A 17,456-nucleotide genomic window follows, 5' to 3' on the forward strand; every position below is an offset into this window, starting at 1 on the left:
ACTTACATCGCCGACAAATAGGATTTATACGCTTTCAAGCGAACTGTCGCCGCACCAATGATGTCCATAAAACCCAATAACGGATGAGGCTTGTTCGCCGAAACCCACCCAGCCCCAGTCGCGCCAATCGGTACGTTGTAACCTTCAGGTTCGATAAACTCAATAATAATGGTGCGACCATGCGAGCCCATGTTGTTGCCAACATGCTGACGAACATGCTGCGAGCCGTTGATCACCGACACCGCCGCTTCGCCCGTGCCAGTGGTTACGCTGTGAACTCGACCACGGAAAATTTCTCCCGGATAGGCATCCACATAGAACTCAGCAAATTGACCGACTTCAATCCCTCTAAAGGTCTGATCGGCAATACGCATTTCGACAAACTTCTTGCTGGTGTCATAAAGATGCATGTTGCCTAAGCGCGTACCATTGACGATGTTGGTGATAGAGAGTTGACCATCAAACGGCGCTCGGATCTCGCGGCGGTCATTTTGCCACGTTGCAGTGGCGATTTGCGCTTCGATATTGAGGATTTGCGCATGCACAGAGGCAATTTTAGCTTCGGTCGATTCAATGCGCGTGCGCACATCGTCTCGTTGAAATTCCTGAGCATAGTCATTCAGCTTCTCTAATCGAGCGAGATTTTTCTTATCATTTTCAATCTGATAAGTAAGCGCTAGAATTTCCGCTTGTGCCGCCTTCTTCTGCGCTTGCAACCCATTCATCTGAGACTCGGTGTCTTCTGTTCGTAAGGTGTAAATCAAGTCTCCCTTTTTCACCATTTGGTTATGATCGACAAACACCTGCTCCACCTCTTGACCAATCAGCGGACTTAACACCGCATGAGGCGCCTTCACGGTGGTACTGTTGGTTAGGTCCGCCGGAGACCAAAAACGATGCGCCGTAAACAAGGCTAAGGCAATCAATACCCCTGTGCCAACAATGATTACCGCATTTCTTAACGTCCACTTAACCAGCCCTGTTTTTACCAACAACCAGCAGATGAACACATAAGGCAACATGATTTCTTTCATCGCTTACTCCTTAACGCTGGTGCGGGGCTGGACGCCATTACGAATGATATTAGAGAGCTCTTTGGCCAACACATCCCAACGTGCAAACGCAATAATGATCGCCAACACCCACCACGCTTTATCGACAAACAACCCGCACAGCGATAGCGCAAAGACCAGTTGTGTGTGAGCACTCGACATTTCAGAGGCTCGATGAACAGCCACTTCGTGTAAACGCCAAAAAAGATAAACCACATAGATAAGGACGGCGACGGTGACAAAGAAAATGAATCCCATAAAGATCTCAGAATCCAACAGGCGCAATATGCTCGGATAGCCATGAGAAAAATAGCTTTCAGGCAAGTCTTTACCGTGAATGGCCCCCAATTTGGATAGCGCAAGTGACGAGCCGACTAACGTGCCAATCACCAGTAGGGCTTTAAAAATAAACCGTAGGGTGCCCATAACAAACCTTGTTATTTTGCTGCCTAGACCTTCCTTTGGCGCTAGGGTTTCTGCAGAGGTAGACATGATGTAGAGCCTTGTTTTATTGGTATATTGAGCGGCACATTTTACAAAACTCGCCCACTCAATTCGGAATTTTCGCTATTCCAAACCTTGGGCGTTTTTTGCACTTTTCTTGATTTAACGTCAGGAAGTGAAAAATCCCTCAACCGAAGTTGAGGGATTAGGGGTTAGCACTTTCTATGCTTTTTTATTCGGCATTGGAAGAATCTCAAACAAGCCATCAAACTCATCTAAACATTCCGACAATGCTTTTATCAGTTGGGCATCCCCTTTCAGGTTTGCCTTTCCTTCTTTCACTAGCTTATCTAACGTTGTTTTACCTAGTACAATTTGCGTTAAGTCGCTCTTACTGATGCTGAGAGTCACATCGGTATTCGGTAACTTATCCACTTGAATGTTGGCCATGTTCGCGTTGGACACTTCACCGTAGTAATGCTCTTTCAGCTCTGGATGTGACACGCCAAAGCTAAAATCCAGACCCGCTTGCTCTGCTTTCGTCGCGTTTAATTTCACCGCTAAGAAATCAAGGAACATACCCGTTGGGGTGTTGGCAATCACATCGGCCGATGCCGCTTTGATCGATGGACGAATTTCTCCGGTTCTCAACTCAACCGCGCCTTGCAGATACGAGTTGCGCCACGCCATGGTTTCCGACTGGTAGCCTTGCTGTTCAAAGCTGTCTGCTAAGGCAAAACGGTATTGGATATTGTTCGGGTCACACTGAACTAAGTCGTTAAACAGTTGCGATGCTTGCTGATATTCCCCTTTGGCGAAGTGTGTTTGCCCCGCTTTGTATAGCGTTTGTGCGCCAGCGGCTTCCACGTAAACGCACGATTTATCCTGAGTCGCCAGTGGGTTCGTGTTCACCGGGTTCATATCGTGATAGCCAAGATACAAGTTCACCACAGCTCGAGCATTATGGCTGTAAGAGCCATGGTAACCATTGGTGTGCCAGGTTTCTTTTTGCGTTTGAGGCACAATTTTCTCAATCTCACGACCCACATCGTGAATGGTCACGCCATGATTTGCTAAACGCATCGACTGGTTATGAATAAAGCCATAGTTGTCGCGCTGCAGGGTCATGTATTGTGAAATCTCATTCACCTCAGTGTTCGGATCATTCCACACTGGCGCTGAGTGCGCGGCGTGAATGTTGTCCACCAAACCGCTGTCGACAAAACGCAGTTTCAGCTCGGTGAGGTATTTGGTCCACGCCAAGGAATCGCGTACTTTCGCACCACGGAAAGTGTAGATGTTATGCATGCCATCGTAAGTCAGCTCAGCGGTATTGAGAGAGCGATACTTAGGAACATAAAGCACGATTTCTGCTGGAGCTTCTGCGCCCGGCATGTTGATCGCGTGGAACTTGAGCCCATCAATGGTCAGCTCTTTTTCGCGAGGTTGGATTTCTTGTGTTGGCGCCACCAGCGTGATTTCACCACGAGAGGTACCTAAACCAAGCGCATTATCCACAATGCCTTTGGTATTGTTATCGAGGGTGGTGCCGTATTGATAGTTGGCACGACGACTCATGGCCGTACCCGCGATGATGTTTTCATCCGCCAGCTCTTTAATGAAATCTTTAGGTGCGTAGATCGGTGCACCTTTAGCAAAATCACCCGAGTCGAGAATGCCGCGAGAGCCTCCAAAATGGTCAACGTGCATATGCGAGTAGATCATACCGGTGATTTTGTGGCCACCCTTCACTTTAGGAAGATGCTGTTTGGCAAATTCCCACGCCGCTGCCGCCGCTTCGCGTGACAATAGTGGATCGTGAATCACGTAGCCATTGTTGGTGCGGTAAATGGTCATATTCGAGAGATCAGCACCACGGATTTGATAAACCCCATCCGTCACTTCATACAAGCCGCCGGCAACGTAGTTGAGCATGCCTTGACGCCAAATCGACGGATTCACCGTCTCTGGCAACTGCTCTACGTTCATTTCTGCCATATAGTGAAAACGCTGCTTGAGTTCACCGGCTTGATGGCTGCCGAATTCGGCAATAAGCCCACGCTGAGTGCGCTCAAACGCCGAGGTATCATGCCAAGGCAACTGTTTTGCCAGTTCAGCGTTGGCTTGTTTTGTGTGGGCCGTTGCTGGCTTACCTTGATAGTTTTCTAAGCTGGCGTAGTCCGCCGATGCGCCAAAAGAAACCATCAAAGCAAGAGTAAGGGTTGAGGGTACAAAGCGGATATTCATAACGTTATCTCTCTTAGTGCGTTGTTATGGGCATACTTTAGAAAAACAACACATAGAGATACATGCATGAATGTTTATTTAAAACATCACGATTCGCGATACTTCAACACTTCACCTTATCAAAGAATCCCTCTTATACCCAAACAACTTGAAGTTGCAGGTAGGCGGCAAATGAGTGAATCCCCATGAGCATAGATACGCTATGTGATTGGGGTGAACGAATGCAGCCAACACCGCTGCAGCTTCAAGTAGGAAGGGTATAACAGCATAATGCGCGTTAGCCCTTGGGCCAGACGCGATCCAAATCTTCCGCATACAAAGCTATGGCTCTTTGATAACCCAGAATGGCTTGAGATTGGGTCGTCTCCACCAGTAGATTGAGTAGCAACGCGGTCGATTGATGATGCTTGCCTAAGTTATAAAGGCACATTGCGTAGAACGGCATCACTTCTCTTCGCTCAGGAAACTCTTGCAGCGTTTTCTCAAACCAGTTCAGTGCATCTTGATAGTCCCCTAAGCTTCTCAATGTACTGGCCAAACCAAACAGGGCTTCAAAGCGGTCATCCCCCGTCAAGTTACCTTGTATTGCCGCCAAATAGTGAGGTACCGCTTGTGATTCCAAACCTTGATTATCATAGCTCCAAGCAATATGGAGATGCGCTAGCGCTTTGTAGTGCGCGTCTTGAAGCAAGGTGGTTAATTGCGCTCGGCTTTGATCGTATTGCCCAGCTTTTCTCAATTGGATTGCGGATTGAATCACCTCATCCATGTGAACTCCCCATTATTGTGCTCATCGTTGTTGAATTTTTGAATGATTGCCGTGAAACGAGCAGAGATCATTTTCTGCCTCCTCTCACGGTTGAGCCAAAACCTTGATTGACTCATCGCTAAAGTTCCATAAAACTTAGCTCAAAACATAACAAACTGCGATGTATTAAGGCCATGGATAACCCGATCGACTTCAACTTATTGAAAGTATTTGTCACCGTGTATCGCCACCGTTCGATCACCTTGGCGGCTGACGCCATGGGGTTAACCCAGCCCGGCGTCAGTGGCATTTTAAAACGTCTACAAGAGCAACTTGGCGTCACCCTGTTTACTCGGGATGGCCGTGGAATTGCCCCCACACACCATGCACATGAGTTGGCAAGACAAGTCGAACCGGCGCTCAGCCAAATTCACAATGCTTTGGAAAGCCTAGAAGCCTTTCGCACCGACACCTACCGCAAGTTTGTCATTTATGCACCAGAGCCTTTGATGCTAACACTGCTGCCTAAGATTGAAGGCGATTCGACACTGGGCAAAATAGACATCGAGCTCCAACACATGCCTTACGATGTGGACGAGCAGTTTACGCGTTTGAACCAACAGCAAGCGGATCTCGCGATTGATTTTGTGCACCATTCAGCCCCTTCTTTCTATTCAGAAAAGCTGATGAATGATGAAATTTGCTTGATTGCACGGCGTGGGCACCCGCGTATTCAAGGGGCGATTAGCCGCAATGAGTATTACCAAGAGAAGCACATCACCTTAAAAATGCGTCGAGAAAACGTCTACCTCGCCGATTACTTTACCGAAGAGTTTCTCAACGTTAGACGGGTTGCGGCCGAATGCGATTCGATGGTGGCGCAGATGTCACTCGTTGCCACCAGCGATTGCATTGCCATGGTCACCCGCTCATTGGCGGAGCAATTTGCCGAGACACTGGGGTTGCAAGTTCTCCACTCTCCGATGACAGCCATTCCCATCACCTATCGGCTTCTCATCCATAACCGAGAGATCAACAGCCCTGCCAACCAATGGCTTCGTGAACGACTCAGTCGCTACTTTACTCAGTAACGACATTAACTGAGTACTGGTTAACTGCGGCACTGGGCAAAAATATCCAGATCACTTTGATAAACCTGAGTTTTCACATCCATGATGCCAAGCATAGAGTGGAACAGGTTATCGTGAGAAAACGCGCCGTGTGTTGCTTCATTGGCTAAGCATTTTCTGTCTAACCCTTTTTCTTTGGCAAAACCGTTGGATGCCCAAAAAAGCATCGGCACTTTGGTTTGGTTTTCTGGCGCGAGCGCATACGGCATACCATGCAAAAAGAGCCCATCTTCGCCCAAGGATTCGCCGTGGTCAGAGACATAAATCAGCGCGGTGTTAAACTGATTTTGCAGCGCTTTTAACTGTTCAATGGTCTGCGCAATCACGTAGTCGGTATACAAGATGGTGTTGTCGTAACTGTTAACGATCTGCTCGACGCTGCAGTTTTCGATGTCAGCACGCGGGCAATCTGGCTGAAACGCGGCCTGTTGCTCCGGGTAACGTCGGAAATAGGTCGGCCCATGGCTGCCCATGCCATGCAAAAACACCACTCGGTTTCCTTGCATGCCGTCAACTCGTTGTGAGAAGTCTTCCAACATCGCCATGTCGTAACAGGTATTGCCATCGCAGAAGGCATTTTTTGCGTCGCGATCCACCACCGATTTTTGGATGTTGTGCGCTACGCCTTTGTCACCTCCGTCATTTTCAAGCCACAATTGGTCAACGTTGGCGCGTTTCAGAATGTCGATGACGTTATCTTGATTGTCCGCCACGCTCTTCGAATAGTTCGCGTGTTTCATTGCAGAAAACATGCAAGGCACCGATACCGCTGTGGCGGTTCCACACGAAGAAACTTGGCTAAATGAGATCACATCAAGATCTTTGGTGTAAGCGTTGGTTGCTCTGGGGTAACCGTTTAACTCAAAGTTATTTGAGCGCGCGGTTTCGCCAAGGATGAACACCATCAGCGTTGGCTTTGTTGTCGCTTGTTGTAACGCTTGTGGCGACTGCTGCGCATCCTCACCCAAGACTTGGTATGCCATGGGCTGATAAAAGTACGTGCGGTGAACATACTTACCAATGCTGTACACCAATTGAGTGGGAATGATCTCTTGACGAAGATAAGGGTTGTTACGCCCAACGGACGCGTAATCTTGATAGTAAAGCCCTGCAATTGCGACAATCACCGCCAGAGAAATCACCATCGAGACAAGCTTGCGGCCAATAAATCGCAGCCATGAGCCGCTTGAGCGAATCGGTGTCACCGCCAGTATCACAGCCGGTAACACGCCCATTAAACCAATCCACAGCACAGAATAGGCACTGAGGTACGCACTCGCCTCGGCAGAGTCCGTCTCAAGAATGTTGGCGATCATATCGGAGTCAAACAAGGTGCCGTAGTTAAAACCCGCATAGCTCGCCGCGGCAGAAACCAGCAGCAGCACAGCAAAAAAGGGCTTAGTGATCCAAGGCCAACTGAACAGATTAAACAGCAAATTAAACGCTGCGAGAAAGAACAGCGGGATCGAAATGACAAAGCCAATCTTAACGCTATCTAAGCTACTTAAGATCGAATGCAACGTGGCGTAGATCGGGATGTTAACCAAAAACGCAAAGTAGCTCGCCAACATCAATGTGATGCCAACATACGAGAAATGGGTATTTTTTAAAATTCGCTGCATAACAACCAAACTCAATGTGAAATAAAACCAGCGCAGAGCATTCACTGCCCTGCGAATGTGCTGCTAAGGCAGCATCGATTTGATATAATTTTTGCGATTCCATTTGCTCATAAAAATCACGGCCGAGACGTGAAGTGCAACGGCCACTAAGGTTAGGTTGGCAAGCACTTCGTGTACTTCCTCTAACCACTCTTCTCCCCAGAAAAGATCGCTCTCGGTCAGCCAACCACTGCCTGCGGTTGCGATGAGCAGGCTCCACAATAGCCAAATCATCACGGCGCCCGCTGGGTTGTGACCAAGGTGCTTATCCTGCCTGTTGCTCACCACTTCTTTTAGGTGGACCAGCGCGGCTGAAACAGAAGGCAGAAAGCGAGTTAAACGTGCAGGTGACTCCACCACCAGCCCCCAAGCAAGACGAAGGCTCAAACTCAGTAGGATCAAATAACCTGCCCAGTGATGCCATTCGCTGCCCTCTTCCAAGACAAAAAAGTTGGCGAAAAACAGCACTGCCACTGTCCAATGGGTTGCTCGCACAACCCAATCCCATTTAAAGGTGTTAGTCATCCAACTCTTCCTTCACTTTGCGCATGTCGGTGGGATCAAAATAGATTTCGACGCGTTTGTTCTCTTTGGTGTGACCATACAATTCATAGCAACCGGTTTTGGTCTTTTTGAACACTTTGATTTTGTAACCCATCGCTTCCACTTGAGATTTGGCTTGCTCAAAGTTAATCCACTGCGATTCCGGTGCATTCGTGCACTGTGGATCGGCCAATGCACTGGTTGCGCTGCCCATTGAAATCAATGCGATGGTGGTCAAGAGAAGTGTTTTTTTCATGATGGCGTCCTTGTGTGCTTCAACAAGGCGAATCATATCGAGCGAAACTTAAGATTGGCTTAAGAAATAAAATGAATGAATAATGAAGGCGGGACGAAAAAGAAATCACCAAGGAAAAGACTGTGGCAACAGAGCAAACTTGCATCATCTGTCAGATTCAACAAAACAAACTGACACATTTTCTTATCGCAGAGCGAGATGGCTTCAAGGCGGTACTCGATAAATACCCGATTGCAGAAGGACATATTCTGATTCTTAGCCCAAGTCACGCGTCTCATTTAGAGCAACTGTCTGACAGTGAATATGCGACTCTCTTTCAATTTGCGCGTGATATTGGGCAGCAAATGTCACATGTCTATGATGGTGTTTGTGATTACAACGTAATCATCAACAACGGCCAATATTCAGGCCAACATATTCCCCACGTGCACCTTCATCTGATCCCAAGAAAGAAAGGGGATTCCGTGCACTTTTATTGGCGATTGTTAACGCGGTTTATTAATCCTCTGAGCCCGATGAACACACTTGCAAGACTCAAACGCGTTCATCAAAAATGGCAACAGAGGATCTCTATAGTGGACTCTTCAAAGAGTTAAGAGCGGAAGACTAAGCATCGTATTTGCGCTTCATTCTTAACGCGACATTGACCAACGCAATCAACACAGGCACCTCGACCAGAGGCCCGATCACGCCAGCAAACGCTTGGTCTGAATTGAGTCCAAACACCGCAATGGAAACGGCGATCGCAAGCTCGAAATTATTGCCTGATGAGGTAAAAGCGATAGAGGCATTTTGATCGTAAGGCAGCCCTAAGCGCTTGCCGATGTAAAAGCTGGCAAAAAACATCACCATAAAGTAAATCACCAGCGGGATAGCGATTTGGAACACATCCATCGGCAACTCGATGATCATGTCACCTTTGAGGCTGAACATCAGCACAATAGTGGCGAGCAGCGCAACTAATGTGATGGGCGAAACACGTGGGATAAACACCTCGTTATACCACTGCTCACCTTTGGCGGCGACCAGCCATTTTCGGCTTAAAAAGCCCGCTAAGAATGGGATACCAAGGTAGATCAAAACGCTTTGTGCGATGTCGAGAATCGTCACATCGACCACCACGCTTTCCAAGCCAAAATAGGGCGGAAGCACCGTGATAAATAACCACGCCATAAAGCTGTAGGTAAAAATTTGAAAAGCGCTGTTCAACGCTACCAACGTGGCACCGTACTCTTTATTGCCGCCGCTGATGTCATTCCAAACCAGCACCATTGCAATGCAGCGCGCCAAGCCAATTAAAATAAGCCCGACCATATACCCCGGTTGATCACGCAGGAAAATGATCGCCAAAGCGAACATCAAAATTGGCCCGACGATCCAGTTCATCACCAGCGACAAGGTGATGGCGCGTTTATCGCGAGTCACTTCGCCCAGTAGGCTGTAATTGACCTTAGCCAGTGGCGGATACATCATTAAAATCAAGCCAATAGCCAACGGAATATTGGTCGAGCCCACCGAAAGCGCTTCATTCCACTGCGCAACTTGAGGGAACAGCACACCAATGCCGACCCCCACCGCCATGGCGAGAAAAATCCATAACGTTAGGTATCGATCAAGAAAGCTCATCTTTTGATAAGCACTGCTCTCTTCACAACTGACGGTCTGGTTCATATCAACCTCTTTCAAATTTGTTCTGGATGCGCTTATTGGGCGCAATGACTCACATCGCTGCGGCAAGACTTGCCAAGGATGCTTTCTAGCTCTGATTCAATAAACGCAAGATTGTTTTCCAACGTGGTTTGCAGCACTTGCTTCATCCAAGGAGCAAGCTGAGGATGGATTTGGTAGTAGACCCATTTACCGCGGCGTTCATCCAACACCAGCTCCTGCTTACGTAGCTCAGCCAGATGGCGAGAGACTTTCGGCTGACTTAAATTCAGGGCTTCCATCAAATCACAAACACACAACTCCCCGAGCTTTTGCATTAAAAGCAGAGATTTAAGACGAGTTTCTTCCGAAAGTGCTTTGTAGAGAAAAACGGGATTAGACATAGCAAATACTCAAGTAAACATATACGGAAAATCATATATATGAAAAATCACATGTCAAGTTATGCAAGGAGAAAATCGGAAATGAGAGACACCCTGTGTCACTGCATGTCGCCGCTTTGGTATAAGCCGACAATGGTATTAGCGGGCAATGGTATAAGCAGGCAGCGCTTTGAGTTGAATACGTTCTGGAGTCAACATGTTGACGAATGGCTCACTTTCTCCGCAAATCGGGGTCATGATGCGCTTCTGAGCTCTATACTGAGAGAAATAACAGTCATCGAATCCAGAGCAAACTGAATGCGCTATCTATTGTTCCTGTTTTGTATGTTGCTGAGCCCATTCAGCTCACACGCTTCGCCCGCCACGACAATAACGCTGGCGTACTCAGACGTCGAATCCTTTCCCTTTCAAATGGGCAATGGCAACTTGGTTGTCGAACCGCCCGGTTTAGCTATCGATGTCATCGAACAAGCCGCCCGTCTGCTCAACATTAAAATCAACTATGTCAGACTTCCTGGTAAAAGGGTTTTAGGCCAGATCAAAGCGAACCAAGTGGATGGCGGGTTTATTTTCTCTTACAGCCAGGAGCGAGCTGAATACGCGCGCTATCCGATGAAAGATCAGCAAGCCGATCACACCTTGCGCATCGCCACACTAGACTATTATTTTTACAGGCTAAAAGAGCAACCGTTCGCATGGGACGGCGTGCAACTGAGCTCTATTGGAGGCGTCCCCGTAGGGGCTCATACTGGCTTTTCCATTACAAAGAAACTGAAGGAGAGTGACGTCAATACCATCGAGATCGGCAGCACGGAAAAGCTATTCGAGATGCTCGGCAAACGACGCTTAACCGCCATTGCTATTCAGAGCAACATTGCCAGCAGTTACATTAATGAACACCACCTTTCCTCCGTCGAACGCGTTTCACCACCGATATCGACCAAGGATTACTATCTTATTTTCAGCCATGAGTTTGCCGAAGCGAATCCGCAATTAGTGCAAAACATTTGGGAAATGATAGGCCTTATTCGGGATGACGTGATAGACACCAGCATCAAGAAATACTTAACAGGTACCGAGTAAATGTTTTGAGTTTTTCAAAATGAGAGGAAATGGTGATGCAACAACCACCAGCCCTCCCAAATAAGACTGGCGGTTTATCGAAAAGGAACGTGATCAAGGCATCATTCCAATCACAGTTACTTCACCACTTTCTGAACATCTGGCATTTGGTAGTGTTTAAACGCTTCCACATCGGCACCGTAGGCTCTCATTAAGAAACTCCAATTATCCTCTGTGGTCGTAATGTGGTTTTTCATACCTTTTACCCCATCACATGCGCCAAAGTGCACGGTAAAGGTGTTGTCTTTGTTGAGTTTCACATTGCCCGTGTTAATGATGTTGTTTTGCTTCGACATCAAATACTTATCGTGGTTATAAGCAGTGATAGACCAGAAATACTTCACCTTAGGCTGCGGGTAGGTTGCCACGTAACATTCTGACGCTTTGGCCCCTTTTAAAGCATAAGGAATATACATGGCGTATTGATCTTCCGATAATCCCCACGCGCCCGCCGTTGCGTAGACAAAGCGTTCCCAATCTTTCACTTTGGTGACTTTATCGGTCATTAAGCCAAAAGTGTCAGCCATTTTGTCGTATTCGCTCATCAGGCCAGCACGTACTTTCAACAAGGTTTGTTTATCAAAACTGGGCACTGGATTACTTGAATACGCCGTCACCTTCATCTTAGGTTGGAGCTGTTCAACGATGGTTTTGATGTCCTCTTTGCTGCCATCCGTACCAACTCGAATGCCAATGGCAACATGCGAGCCCTCAAATTCTTCGCCAGTAAATCGGTAGGTGCCACCCCCTTTAATTTGTGTCGACATGTGCTCTTGACTGACAATTTGCGCCGAAATATAGCGCTCGCCTGTGTCTGGCAACTCAAGAGTAAAGCCTTTACTCGCATCAACAATGATCATGGAGTAAATCACATCGTTGTTTGGAGAAACAACCCAGCGATCTTCTGCCGTCGCTAAGCTAGTGAAATGAAACCATTGGTTAATGCCATTTCTCGCCGCCATGCCCGCCATAAAGTTGAGTGATTCGGCTTCAATGAACTGCTCTGCCGTCATACCCAGCTTAACGGGATCAACGGCCCAATGGCTGGAATCAATCGGTGGAATTGAATCAAATGGCGCAGCAAACGCAGAAACAGAAAGAGTAGTGAGTACACAAGTGAGTAAGGTTTTCTTCATCGTAGGACCTGTCTTGTTGTTTTGTGTGGTGATTGTTTGTGTGATTGTTCAGCAAATTTACCCCAGATAACTTTACTTCCTGAAATGACTTATCTAACCTCCAGATATGATTATCAGGACTTACTAATACATTCACACACGCGCTCATGAAAGACATCGACTGGCATAAGATTGATTTAAATCTACTCAAAATTCTTCGGGTGCTCGCTGAAGAGCAAAACACTCGTCTGGCGGCAGAACGTTTGTTCGTTGGGCAATCAGCCGTGAGTAAATCGTTAGGTAAACTGAGAGAGTTGTTTGGTGATGAGCTTTTTACACGCGAGCGACATGGCTTAAGCCAAACACCGTTTTGCATTGCTATCATGCCCAAGGTGAATCAACTGCTGGAAAGTTTCGAACAGCTTTTAAGCAACCAAGAGACATTCGAACCCGCCACCATTGATCGAGAGATCTGCATTGCTATTAATCCTCTCTTCTATCGCTCCGTCATACCGATCTTGTATCCGCGGCTCAGAAAAGAAGCCCCTAATGCCGTTTTCCGTTTCATTAACTGGTCTTGGGATGCAGAGACCAAACTGCTCAACGGTCAGATTGATGTTGGTGTGCACTTCTCTCCGTTAGACACCTCATCTCAAATAGTGGCGAGTAATATTTGTCCGGCAGACTTTAAACTTTGCTGTCGTCGAGACAGTCCGTTTGCTAAAGAAGGTTACACTTTAGCCCAACTGGCAGAAACACCCATGACAGTCTTAGTGATGCCAAGTTATGCGAACAGATTGAGTATTGCTGAGAAAATGTTGGTCTCTGCGGGCCTCGAAGGCAAAGTGATTGCGCGCTGTGATCAACTGGATATGTGCCTTTCTATTGTCAGTAGCGGAGACGCCGTGATGCCTGTTTGCTCTCTTATCAAGCACATGTTGCCTGCCGATCTCACCTTTACTGAGATTCCGTCAGAGATTCGTTTACCCAATTTTCATATCGCTCTGCATACCAGCCATCACAGTCAGTACTCCGCCATTGGGCAGTGGCTTGCGCAGCGTATACGGGAAGTCATTCTCGCGATCCACCAAGACGAGGAGCTGAAATGAAGCAGTTAGACCTGAATTTGCTGCGAACTTTTGTGGTGCTACTGGAAAAGAAAAATACCCGCATCGCTGCGGAGGCGCTCGCCACCAGCCAATCTGCCGTCAGTAAGTCGTTGAGCAAGTTGCGACTCTATTTTGCCGATGAACTGTTTACCCGTATCCATTCTGGCCTAGAGCCCACACCAAGGGCCATAGAGCTTGGCAAACAAGTCGGCACATTGCTGAACATGTTGGATGAAGTGATTACTGACACCCCCAGTTTTGATGCCCAGCAATTTGACGGTGATATCACCATCGCCATGAATGGTTTTATCTCCAACTGGTTGGGCGCCACACTCTGTACGGCCTTGCTCAAACAGGCACCAAACGCAAAGATAAACATCATTAATTGGGATCCCAACACGCTTGAGCGCATTAAAGAAGGCTCGATTCAACTTGCCATTAACTACTCACCCATTGAGTCGAGCAAGCAGTTTGTTCAGCACAAAGTCGCCGTCGATCAATATGTCGGATTGGTGAGAAAAGAACATCCTCTTGCAGGAAAGCGAATGAATGAAAAACAGGCAAAACAAGCCGCTTTTGCCAGCTTGGTCGTGCCTGCATGGAATGAAAATTTGCCCTTTATCAATTATTACTTCCAACAAAATGGCATTACTGCCAACACGCAAATTCGCAGCTCTTATCTTCATATGCTCTTGGATGTGGTCACAAGCAGCGACCTGATTCTGCCCTGTTCAGCGATGCTCGCCGCGTCATTACACGAGCAATACGCCACGGTTGAGTTTCCATTTCCTACGCCGCAGGAGCTATCCAGCATCTTAGTGATTGAGTCCCAAAACAAACGGCGTCACCCAATGCAAACTTGGCTCGTTAATGTCGTCAGCTGCACGTTGGACTCACTTTCTCGCGCAGCACATGCATAATGCTAAAAAGTAAAAAGCTGCCTTCTAATCGGCAGCTTTTGCATCGAATTGACGTTTACTTCACCGGTTTAACAGGGATACCACGTAGCGTTTGTAAGTGATTGAGTGTTTCTTGGACATCGATTGGTTCATAGAAACGAGCAATCGCTGCCCAGTTTTCCACCACATCCAGCGAGTATTTGGCTAACTCACCTCCGCAATTGAAGAACACAGATGAAGTGCCGTCACCATTATCCTTCATCTTCTCTCCCGCAATGTAAAACTTATCTTTAGCGATCCAGCCATCAGGGCCATATGTGGTCAGTGACCAGTAACCACCAAGTTCACGATTCAATTTTGGTTGTGGAACACGCCATTCCTGACATTCGGTCGCCCCTTGCCCTGGTACGGCTTCGAGGTATTGCGCGGTTGTGGGCATCAAGCCACCCCAACCAAAAGCCGCAGCATAGCGGTAATCTTTGTCGGACACGTCATTCAAGGTTCGGCCAAAACCTTTCGCGCCTTCTAGTGTCGCCTTGCCCGTCATCACGTTATTGATCAGTTTTAGGCGATAATCCACCACATCTTGCTCAGCAAAACCTTTGGCGGGATAGGGTTTGGCGGAGTTTGCCGTAAAAGAAAGCAGCTTTTGACGACGTTGAGTATCCGCTAAGTTGCCGTTGTCTTTGGTACGCGCTAAAAGGTAAACGTAGTTTCCGCCTGAAAGATCATCGGGGGTGATGGTCACAGATTCCCCTCTGCGCACCACTTTATGGGTTAAATGATTCTCGTCAATGATGTGGATGATCTGAAATTCATCGTTATTTTTGTCCGTCACACTGAACGTTGCACCCTTGCTCACATCCACCACCGCGATGGAGTAAACCACATCGCGGTTTGAACGAATCACCGTTTGGTTGTCTTTGCTCACTGGCGCATCGTGGATCCATTGATTCACCCCCACTTTATTGGTCACTTGGCGGAAGTTCCAATCGGTTTCTGCTTGAACATAATTGTCCCAGTTCACGCCGTGGACCGCGCTAATATCGGCGACATTGGCATTCGGGTAACGGTCAGTTTGAGTTTCCGCGACGACAGCTTGGCTGCTTAAAAGGACGCTTGCGATTGTAAGTACGAGTAGTGTCTTCTTCATTTTTTATACCTTCATCTTCGACTAGGTTGTCGAGCGTCAGTGTAGGCAAATATGAATAATGACTGAAATGAATAATCCGAATACGCTCAATCCCGATTTGGAATTGCGCGTCATGCTCTGCGCATATACTGCGCAAGGTACTATCGTTGGCAGAAGAGAGCTAGGTAAGGGTCGTAAGCGTCTCTCCTTGCGCGAATGACAAAGAGAGACACGCCAGATAAGCGATGAGAAATTGGCGGCGGTTTACTCTTCATCCTCCTCCAGTTGTTTTAGCTCTTTTTCGATATTCTCTTCTTCCATTTCAAGCTTTTCGCGCTGATCTTTTAACGCTTGTTTTTTCTCTTTAAGCGCTTGTTTACGCGCTTCTTTCTCCTGCTTATTCATCTCCTTCATCGCTTTTTGTTCTTCTTTTTTGCCTTTTTCTTTGGCGGCTTTTTTCTGTTCTTTTTCCAGTTTTTTCAAACACTCTTTGTCTTTCTTGTCACAGTGTTTTTGCATCATTTCTTCGGCATGTTGCTCCACCGCTTCTTTGCTGGGTTTGCCTTCCCCCGCCCAGTTCGGTTTTTCAGCCAACGCCATTGGTGAAGTTGCCAGTCCAATAACCAGAGAAATCAATAATGCTTTCATAGTGAGTACTTCCTTTGTCGACACGATGAGAAAAGCGTAGGAGAGGCGATGGGAAATAAACAGTATCAATGTTGAAATCTGTGGCACAAAATCACAGCCAAATAAAAACCCCGTGGTCATGCGATACCACGGGGTTTGGATTTAACGCCTTACTAAGCGGTCAAAGATTTAGGCTGCAAGCTTTTCAAGCACACGCATCAGCATGCGGATACGAGGTTCAATCGAGGCCAGCACAAGGTACTCTTGATCGCTGTGGAAACCCGCGCCGATTGGGCCCAAACCATCAAGGGTAGGAACACCCAAAATCGCCGTGTTGTTCGCATCAGAGCCACCGCCCACCGCGTGCCAGTTCAGATCAATCGACAGCTCTTGCGCGGCGCTTTCCACCAACTTCATCAGGCCTTCGGTCTGCTCGCTTGGCACCATTGACGGTTTGTACGCCTCACGCTCGATGGTCACACTTACGCCGTCCACAAATGGCGTTTGTGCCATGGCATTGAGCTTGGTGTCTACGTCATCGTATTCTGCGTTGTTCCAGAAACGCACGTCCACCACCGCTTGCGCGTGTTCCGGCACAATGTTGGCACCCGCACCACCAGACACCACACCCACGTTTAAGGTGGTGCCCGATTCAAAGTTGGTCATCGCATTGATTGCCATGATCCACTGTGCCATTTCAGTGATCGCGCTGCGACCTTTTTCAGGATCGTTACCCGCGTGCGCCGCAATGCCTTTAAAGTTGATCTTGTACCCCGCCATGCCTTTACGCGCTTTCACTAAGCCGCCATCGGCGCGAGCGGCTTCGGCCACCAGCACGTTTTTGGCCAGTTTGGCGACCGATTGAATCCATTCAACCGAATCGCCAGAGCCTGTTTCTTCGTCTGGGTTCATGCAGATGCAGATAGAAAGCTTGTCCAGCACTGCTTGGTCCAAATTGCGCATCGCGTATACGATGTTGAGCAAGCCAGATTTCATGTCCGACACGCCTGGGCCGTACGCTTTCTCAGCGTCTAGCGACATCGGACGCGCTGCTGCCGTACCGACAGGGAACACGGTATCCATGTGACCAATCATCATCACATCGATGTGCGCAGCATCCGGTTGGTTGCGAATTTCAAGACCCACACCCGCTTTACCGCAATCGACACGCTTGACCTGCCAGCCGTCCATCGCTTGAAACTTTTGCTCAAACTGGCTGGCAATATATTCGATGCCTTCTAGCGTGTAGGTACCGCAATCAACGTTGATCAGCGGCTTTAGCTCTTCCAGATAATGCTCGAGAGAAAATTGCATATCTTA

At 47.8% G+C, this 17,456-nt stretch carries 19 protein-coding genes; 6 read left to right on the plus strand and 13 right to left on the minus strand.

All coding sequences use genetic code 11. The features are described from left to right. Nucleotides 1-2 precede the first annotated feature (2 nt). The 4 genes from PQQ36_RS04230 to PQQ36_RS04245 all read right to left on the minus strand — a co-directional run bounded on the left by PQQ36_RS04230 (nucleotide 3) and on the right by PQQ36_RS04245 (nucleotide 4,512). Nucleotides 3-1,034, minus strand: a complete 1,032-nt coding sequence (locus tag PQQ36_RS04230; protein ID WP_011081796.1) for an HlyD family secretion protein — start codon at nucleotides 1,032-1,034, stop codon at nucleotides 3-5. 3 nt (nucleotides 1,035-1,037) lie between these two features. Continuing rightward, nucleotides 1,038-1,544 carry a hypothetical protein gene (locus tag PQQ36_RS04235; RefSeq protein ID WP_011081797.1) on the minus strand — a complete coding sequence of 169 codons (507 nt, stop codon included), beginning with the start codon at nucleotides 1,542-1,544 and terminating at the stop codon, nucleotides 1,038-1,040. Between the two features lie 174 nt (nucleotides 1,545-1,718). Next, nucleotides 1,719-3,743: an alkyl/aryl-sulfatase gene (locus PQQ36_RS04240; RefSeq protein ID WP_273660391.1), complete on the minus strand. Its 2,025-nt coding sequence runs from the start codon at nucleotides 3,741-3,743 to the stop codon at nucleotides 1,719-1,721. A 277-nt stretch (nucleotides 3,744-4,020) separates the two neighbouring features. After that, on the minus strand, nucleotides 4,021-4,512 hold the full coding sequence (locus PQQ36_RS04245) for a tetratricopeptide repeat protein (RefSeq protein ID WP_011081799.1): 492 nt from the start codon (nucleotides 4,510-4,512) through the stop codon (nucleotides 4,021-4,023). Nucleotides 4,513-4,685: 173 nt separating this feature from the next. Here PQQ36_RS04245 and PQQ36_RS04250 point away from each other — a divergent pair, with 173 nt between their 5' ends. Next, a complete protein-coding gene (locus tag PQQ36_RS04250) occupies nucleotides 4,686-5,582 on the plus strand; it encodes a LysR family transcriptional regulator (RefSeq protein WP_273660392.1) in 897 nt (298 codons plus the stop codon). Between the two features lie 20 nt (nucleotides 5,583-5,602). Here PQQ36_RS04250 and PQQ36_RS04255 read toward each other — a convergent pair whose 3' ends face one another. The 3 genes from PQQ36_RS04255 to PQQ36_RS04265 all read right to left on the minus strand — a co-directional run bounded on the left by PQQ36_RS04255 (nucleotide 5,603) and on the right by PQQ36_RS04265 (nucleotide 8,081). Then, nucleotides 5,603-7,243: a phosphoethanolamine transferase gene (locus tag PQQ36_RS04255; protein WP_273660393.1), complete on the minus strand. Its 1,641-nt coding sequence runs from the start codon at nucleotides 7,241-7,243 to the stop codon at nucleotides 5,603-5,605. Between the two features lie 63 nt (nucleotides 7,244-7,306). Beyond that, on the minus strand, nucleotides 7,307-7,807 hold the full coding sequence (locus PQQ36_RS04260; RefSeq protein WP_273660394.1) for a cytochrome b/b6 domain-containing protein: 501 nt from the start codon (nucleotides 7,805-7,807) through the stop codon (nucleotides 7,307-7,309). After that, nucleotides 7,800-8,081 carry a PepSY domain-containing protein gene (locus PQQ36_RS04265; protein WP_011081803.1) on the minus strand — a complete coding sequence of 94 codons (282 nt, stop codon included), beginning with the start codon at nucleotides 8,079-8,081 and terminating at the stop codon, nucleotides 7,800-7,802. The genes PQQ36_RS04260 and PQQ36_RS04265 overlap by 8 nt, the downstream gene beginning before the upstream one ends. Before the next feature lie 122 nt (nucleotides 8,082-8,203). On the opposite strand from PQQ36_RS04265, the gene PQQ36_RS04270 reads away from it, so the two are divergent. Beyond that, the gene (locus PQQ36_RS04270; RefSeq protein ID WP_072614671.1) at nucleotides 8,204-8,677 is read left to right on the plus strand and encodes an HIT family protein; all 474 of its coding nucleotides are present in this window, start codon (nucleotides 8,204-8,206) and stop codon (nucleotides 8,675-8,677) included. 10 nt (nucleotides 8,678-8,687) lie between these two features. On the opposite strand, the gene arsB is transcribed toward PQQ36_RS04270, so the two are convergent. Next, nucleotides 8,688-9,752: an ACR3 family arsenite efflux transporter gene (gene arsB, locus PQQ36_RS04275; RefSeq protein ID WP_101957556.1), complete on the minus strand. Its 1,065-nt coding sequence runs from the start codon at nucleotides 9,750-9,752 to the stop codon at nucleotides 8,688-8,690. Between the two features lie 32 nt (nucleotides 9,753-9,784). Next, nucleotides 9,785-10,132: a metalloregulator ArsR/SmtB family transcription factor gene (locus PQQ36_RS04280; protein ID WP_072605106.1), complete on the minus strand. Its 348-nt coding sequence runs from the start codon at nucleotides 10,130-10,132 to the stop codon at nucleotides 9,785-9,787. Between the two features lie 297 nt (nucleotides 10,133-10,429). Here PQQ36_RS04280 and PQQ36_RS04285 point away from each other — a divergent pair, with 297 nt between their 5' ends. Then, nucleotides 10,430-11,215: a substrate-binding periplasmic protein gene (locus PQQ36_RS04285; RefSeq protein WP_273660396.1), complete on the plus strand. Its 786-nt coding sequence runs from the start codon at nucleotides 10,430-10,432 to the stop codon at nucleotides 11,213-11,215. A 116-nt stretch (nucleotides 11,216-11,331) separates the two neighbouring features. Here PQQ36_RS04285 and PQQ36_RS04290 read toward each other — a convergent pair whose 3' ends face one another. Next, nucleotides 11,332-12,390: a DUF1254 domain-containing protein gene (locus PQQ36_RS04290; RefSeq protein ID WP_194592955.1), complete on the minus strand. Its 1,059-nt coding sequence runs from the start codon at nucleotides 12,388-12,390 to the stop codon at nucleotides 11,332-11,334. A 146-nt stretch (nucleotides 12,391-12,536) separates the two neighbouring features. Here PQQ36_RS04290 and PQQ36_RS04295 point away from each other — a divergent pair, with 146 nt between their 5' ends. Both PQQ36_RS04295 and PQQ36_RS04300 read left to right on the plus strand, forming a co-directional pair. After that, nucleotides 12,537-13,478, plus strand: coding sequence for a LysR family transcriptional regulator (locus PQQ36_RS04295; RefSeq protein WP_015728280.1), 942 nt, complete (start codon nucleotides 12,537-12,539; stop codon nucleotides 13,476-13,478). Continuing rightward, on the plus strand, nucleotides 13,475-14,398 hold the full coding sequence (locus tag PQQ36_RS04300) for a LysR family transcriptional regulator (RefSeq protein ID WP_263221949.1): 924 nt from the start codon (nucleotides 13,475-13,477) through the stop codon (nucleotides 14,396-14,398). Before PQQ36_RS04295 ends, PQQ36_RS04300 begins: the two co-directional genes overlap by 4 nt. Before the next feature lie 55 nt (nucleotides 14,399-14,453). Here PQQ36_RS04300 and PQQ36_RS04305 read toward each other — a convergent pair whose 3' ends face one another. Then, nucleotides 14,454-15,530: a DUF1254 domain-containing protein gene (locus PQQ36_RS04305; protein WP_108676899.1), complete on the minus strand. Its 1,077-nt coding sequence runs from the start codon at nucleotides 15,528-15,530 to the stop codon at nucleotides 14,454-14,456. 58 nt (nucleotides 15,531-15,588) lie between these two features. Here PQQ36_RS04305 and PQQ36_RS04310 point away from each other — a divergent pair, with 58 nt between their 5' ends. Next, nucleotides 15,589-15,729, plus strand: coding sequence for a hypothetical protein (locus PQQ36_RS04310; protein WP_165387284.1), 141 nt, complete (start codon nucleotides 15,589-15,591; stop codon nucleotides 15,727-15,729). A gap of 44 nt (nucleotides 15,730-15,773) precedes the next feature. Here the strand turns inward: PQQ36_RS04310 and PQQ36_RS04315 are convergent, their stop codons facing one another. After that, a complete protein-coding gene (locus PQQ36_RS04315; protein ID WP_045619145.1) occupies nucleotides 15,774-16,157 on the minus strand; it encodes a hypothetical protein in 384 nt (127 codons plus the stop codon). Between the two features lie 168 nt (nucleotides 16,158-16,325). After that, complete coding sequence (locus tag PQQ36_RS04320; protein ID WP_130191548.1) at nucleotides 16,326-17,450, minus strand: M20 family metallopeptidase; 1,125 nt, start codon at nucleotides 17,448-17,450, stop codon at nucleotides 16,326-16,328. Between the last annotated feature and the right edge of the window lie 6 nt (nucleotides 17,451-17,456).

Origin of the sequence: Vibrio sp. CCUG 15886 (assembly GCF_028570825.1) — a bacterium.
GTDB classification, from domain to species: domain Bacteria; phylum Pseudomonadota; class Gammaproteobacteria; order Enterobacterales; family Vibrionaceae; genus Vibrio; species Vibrio vulnificus_B.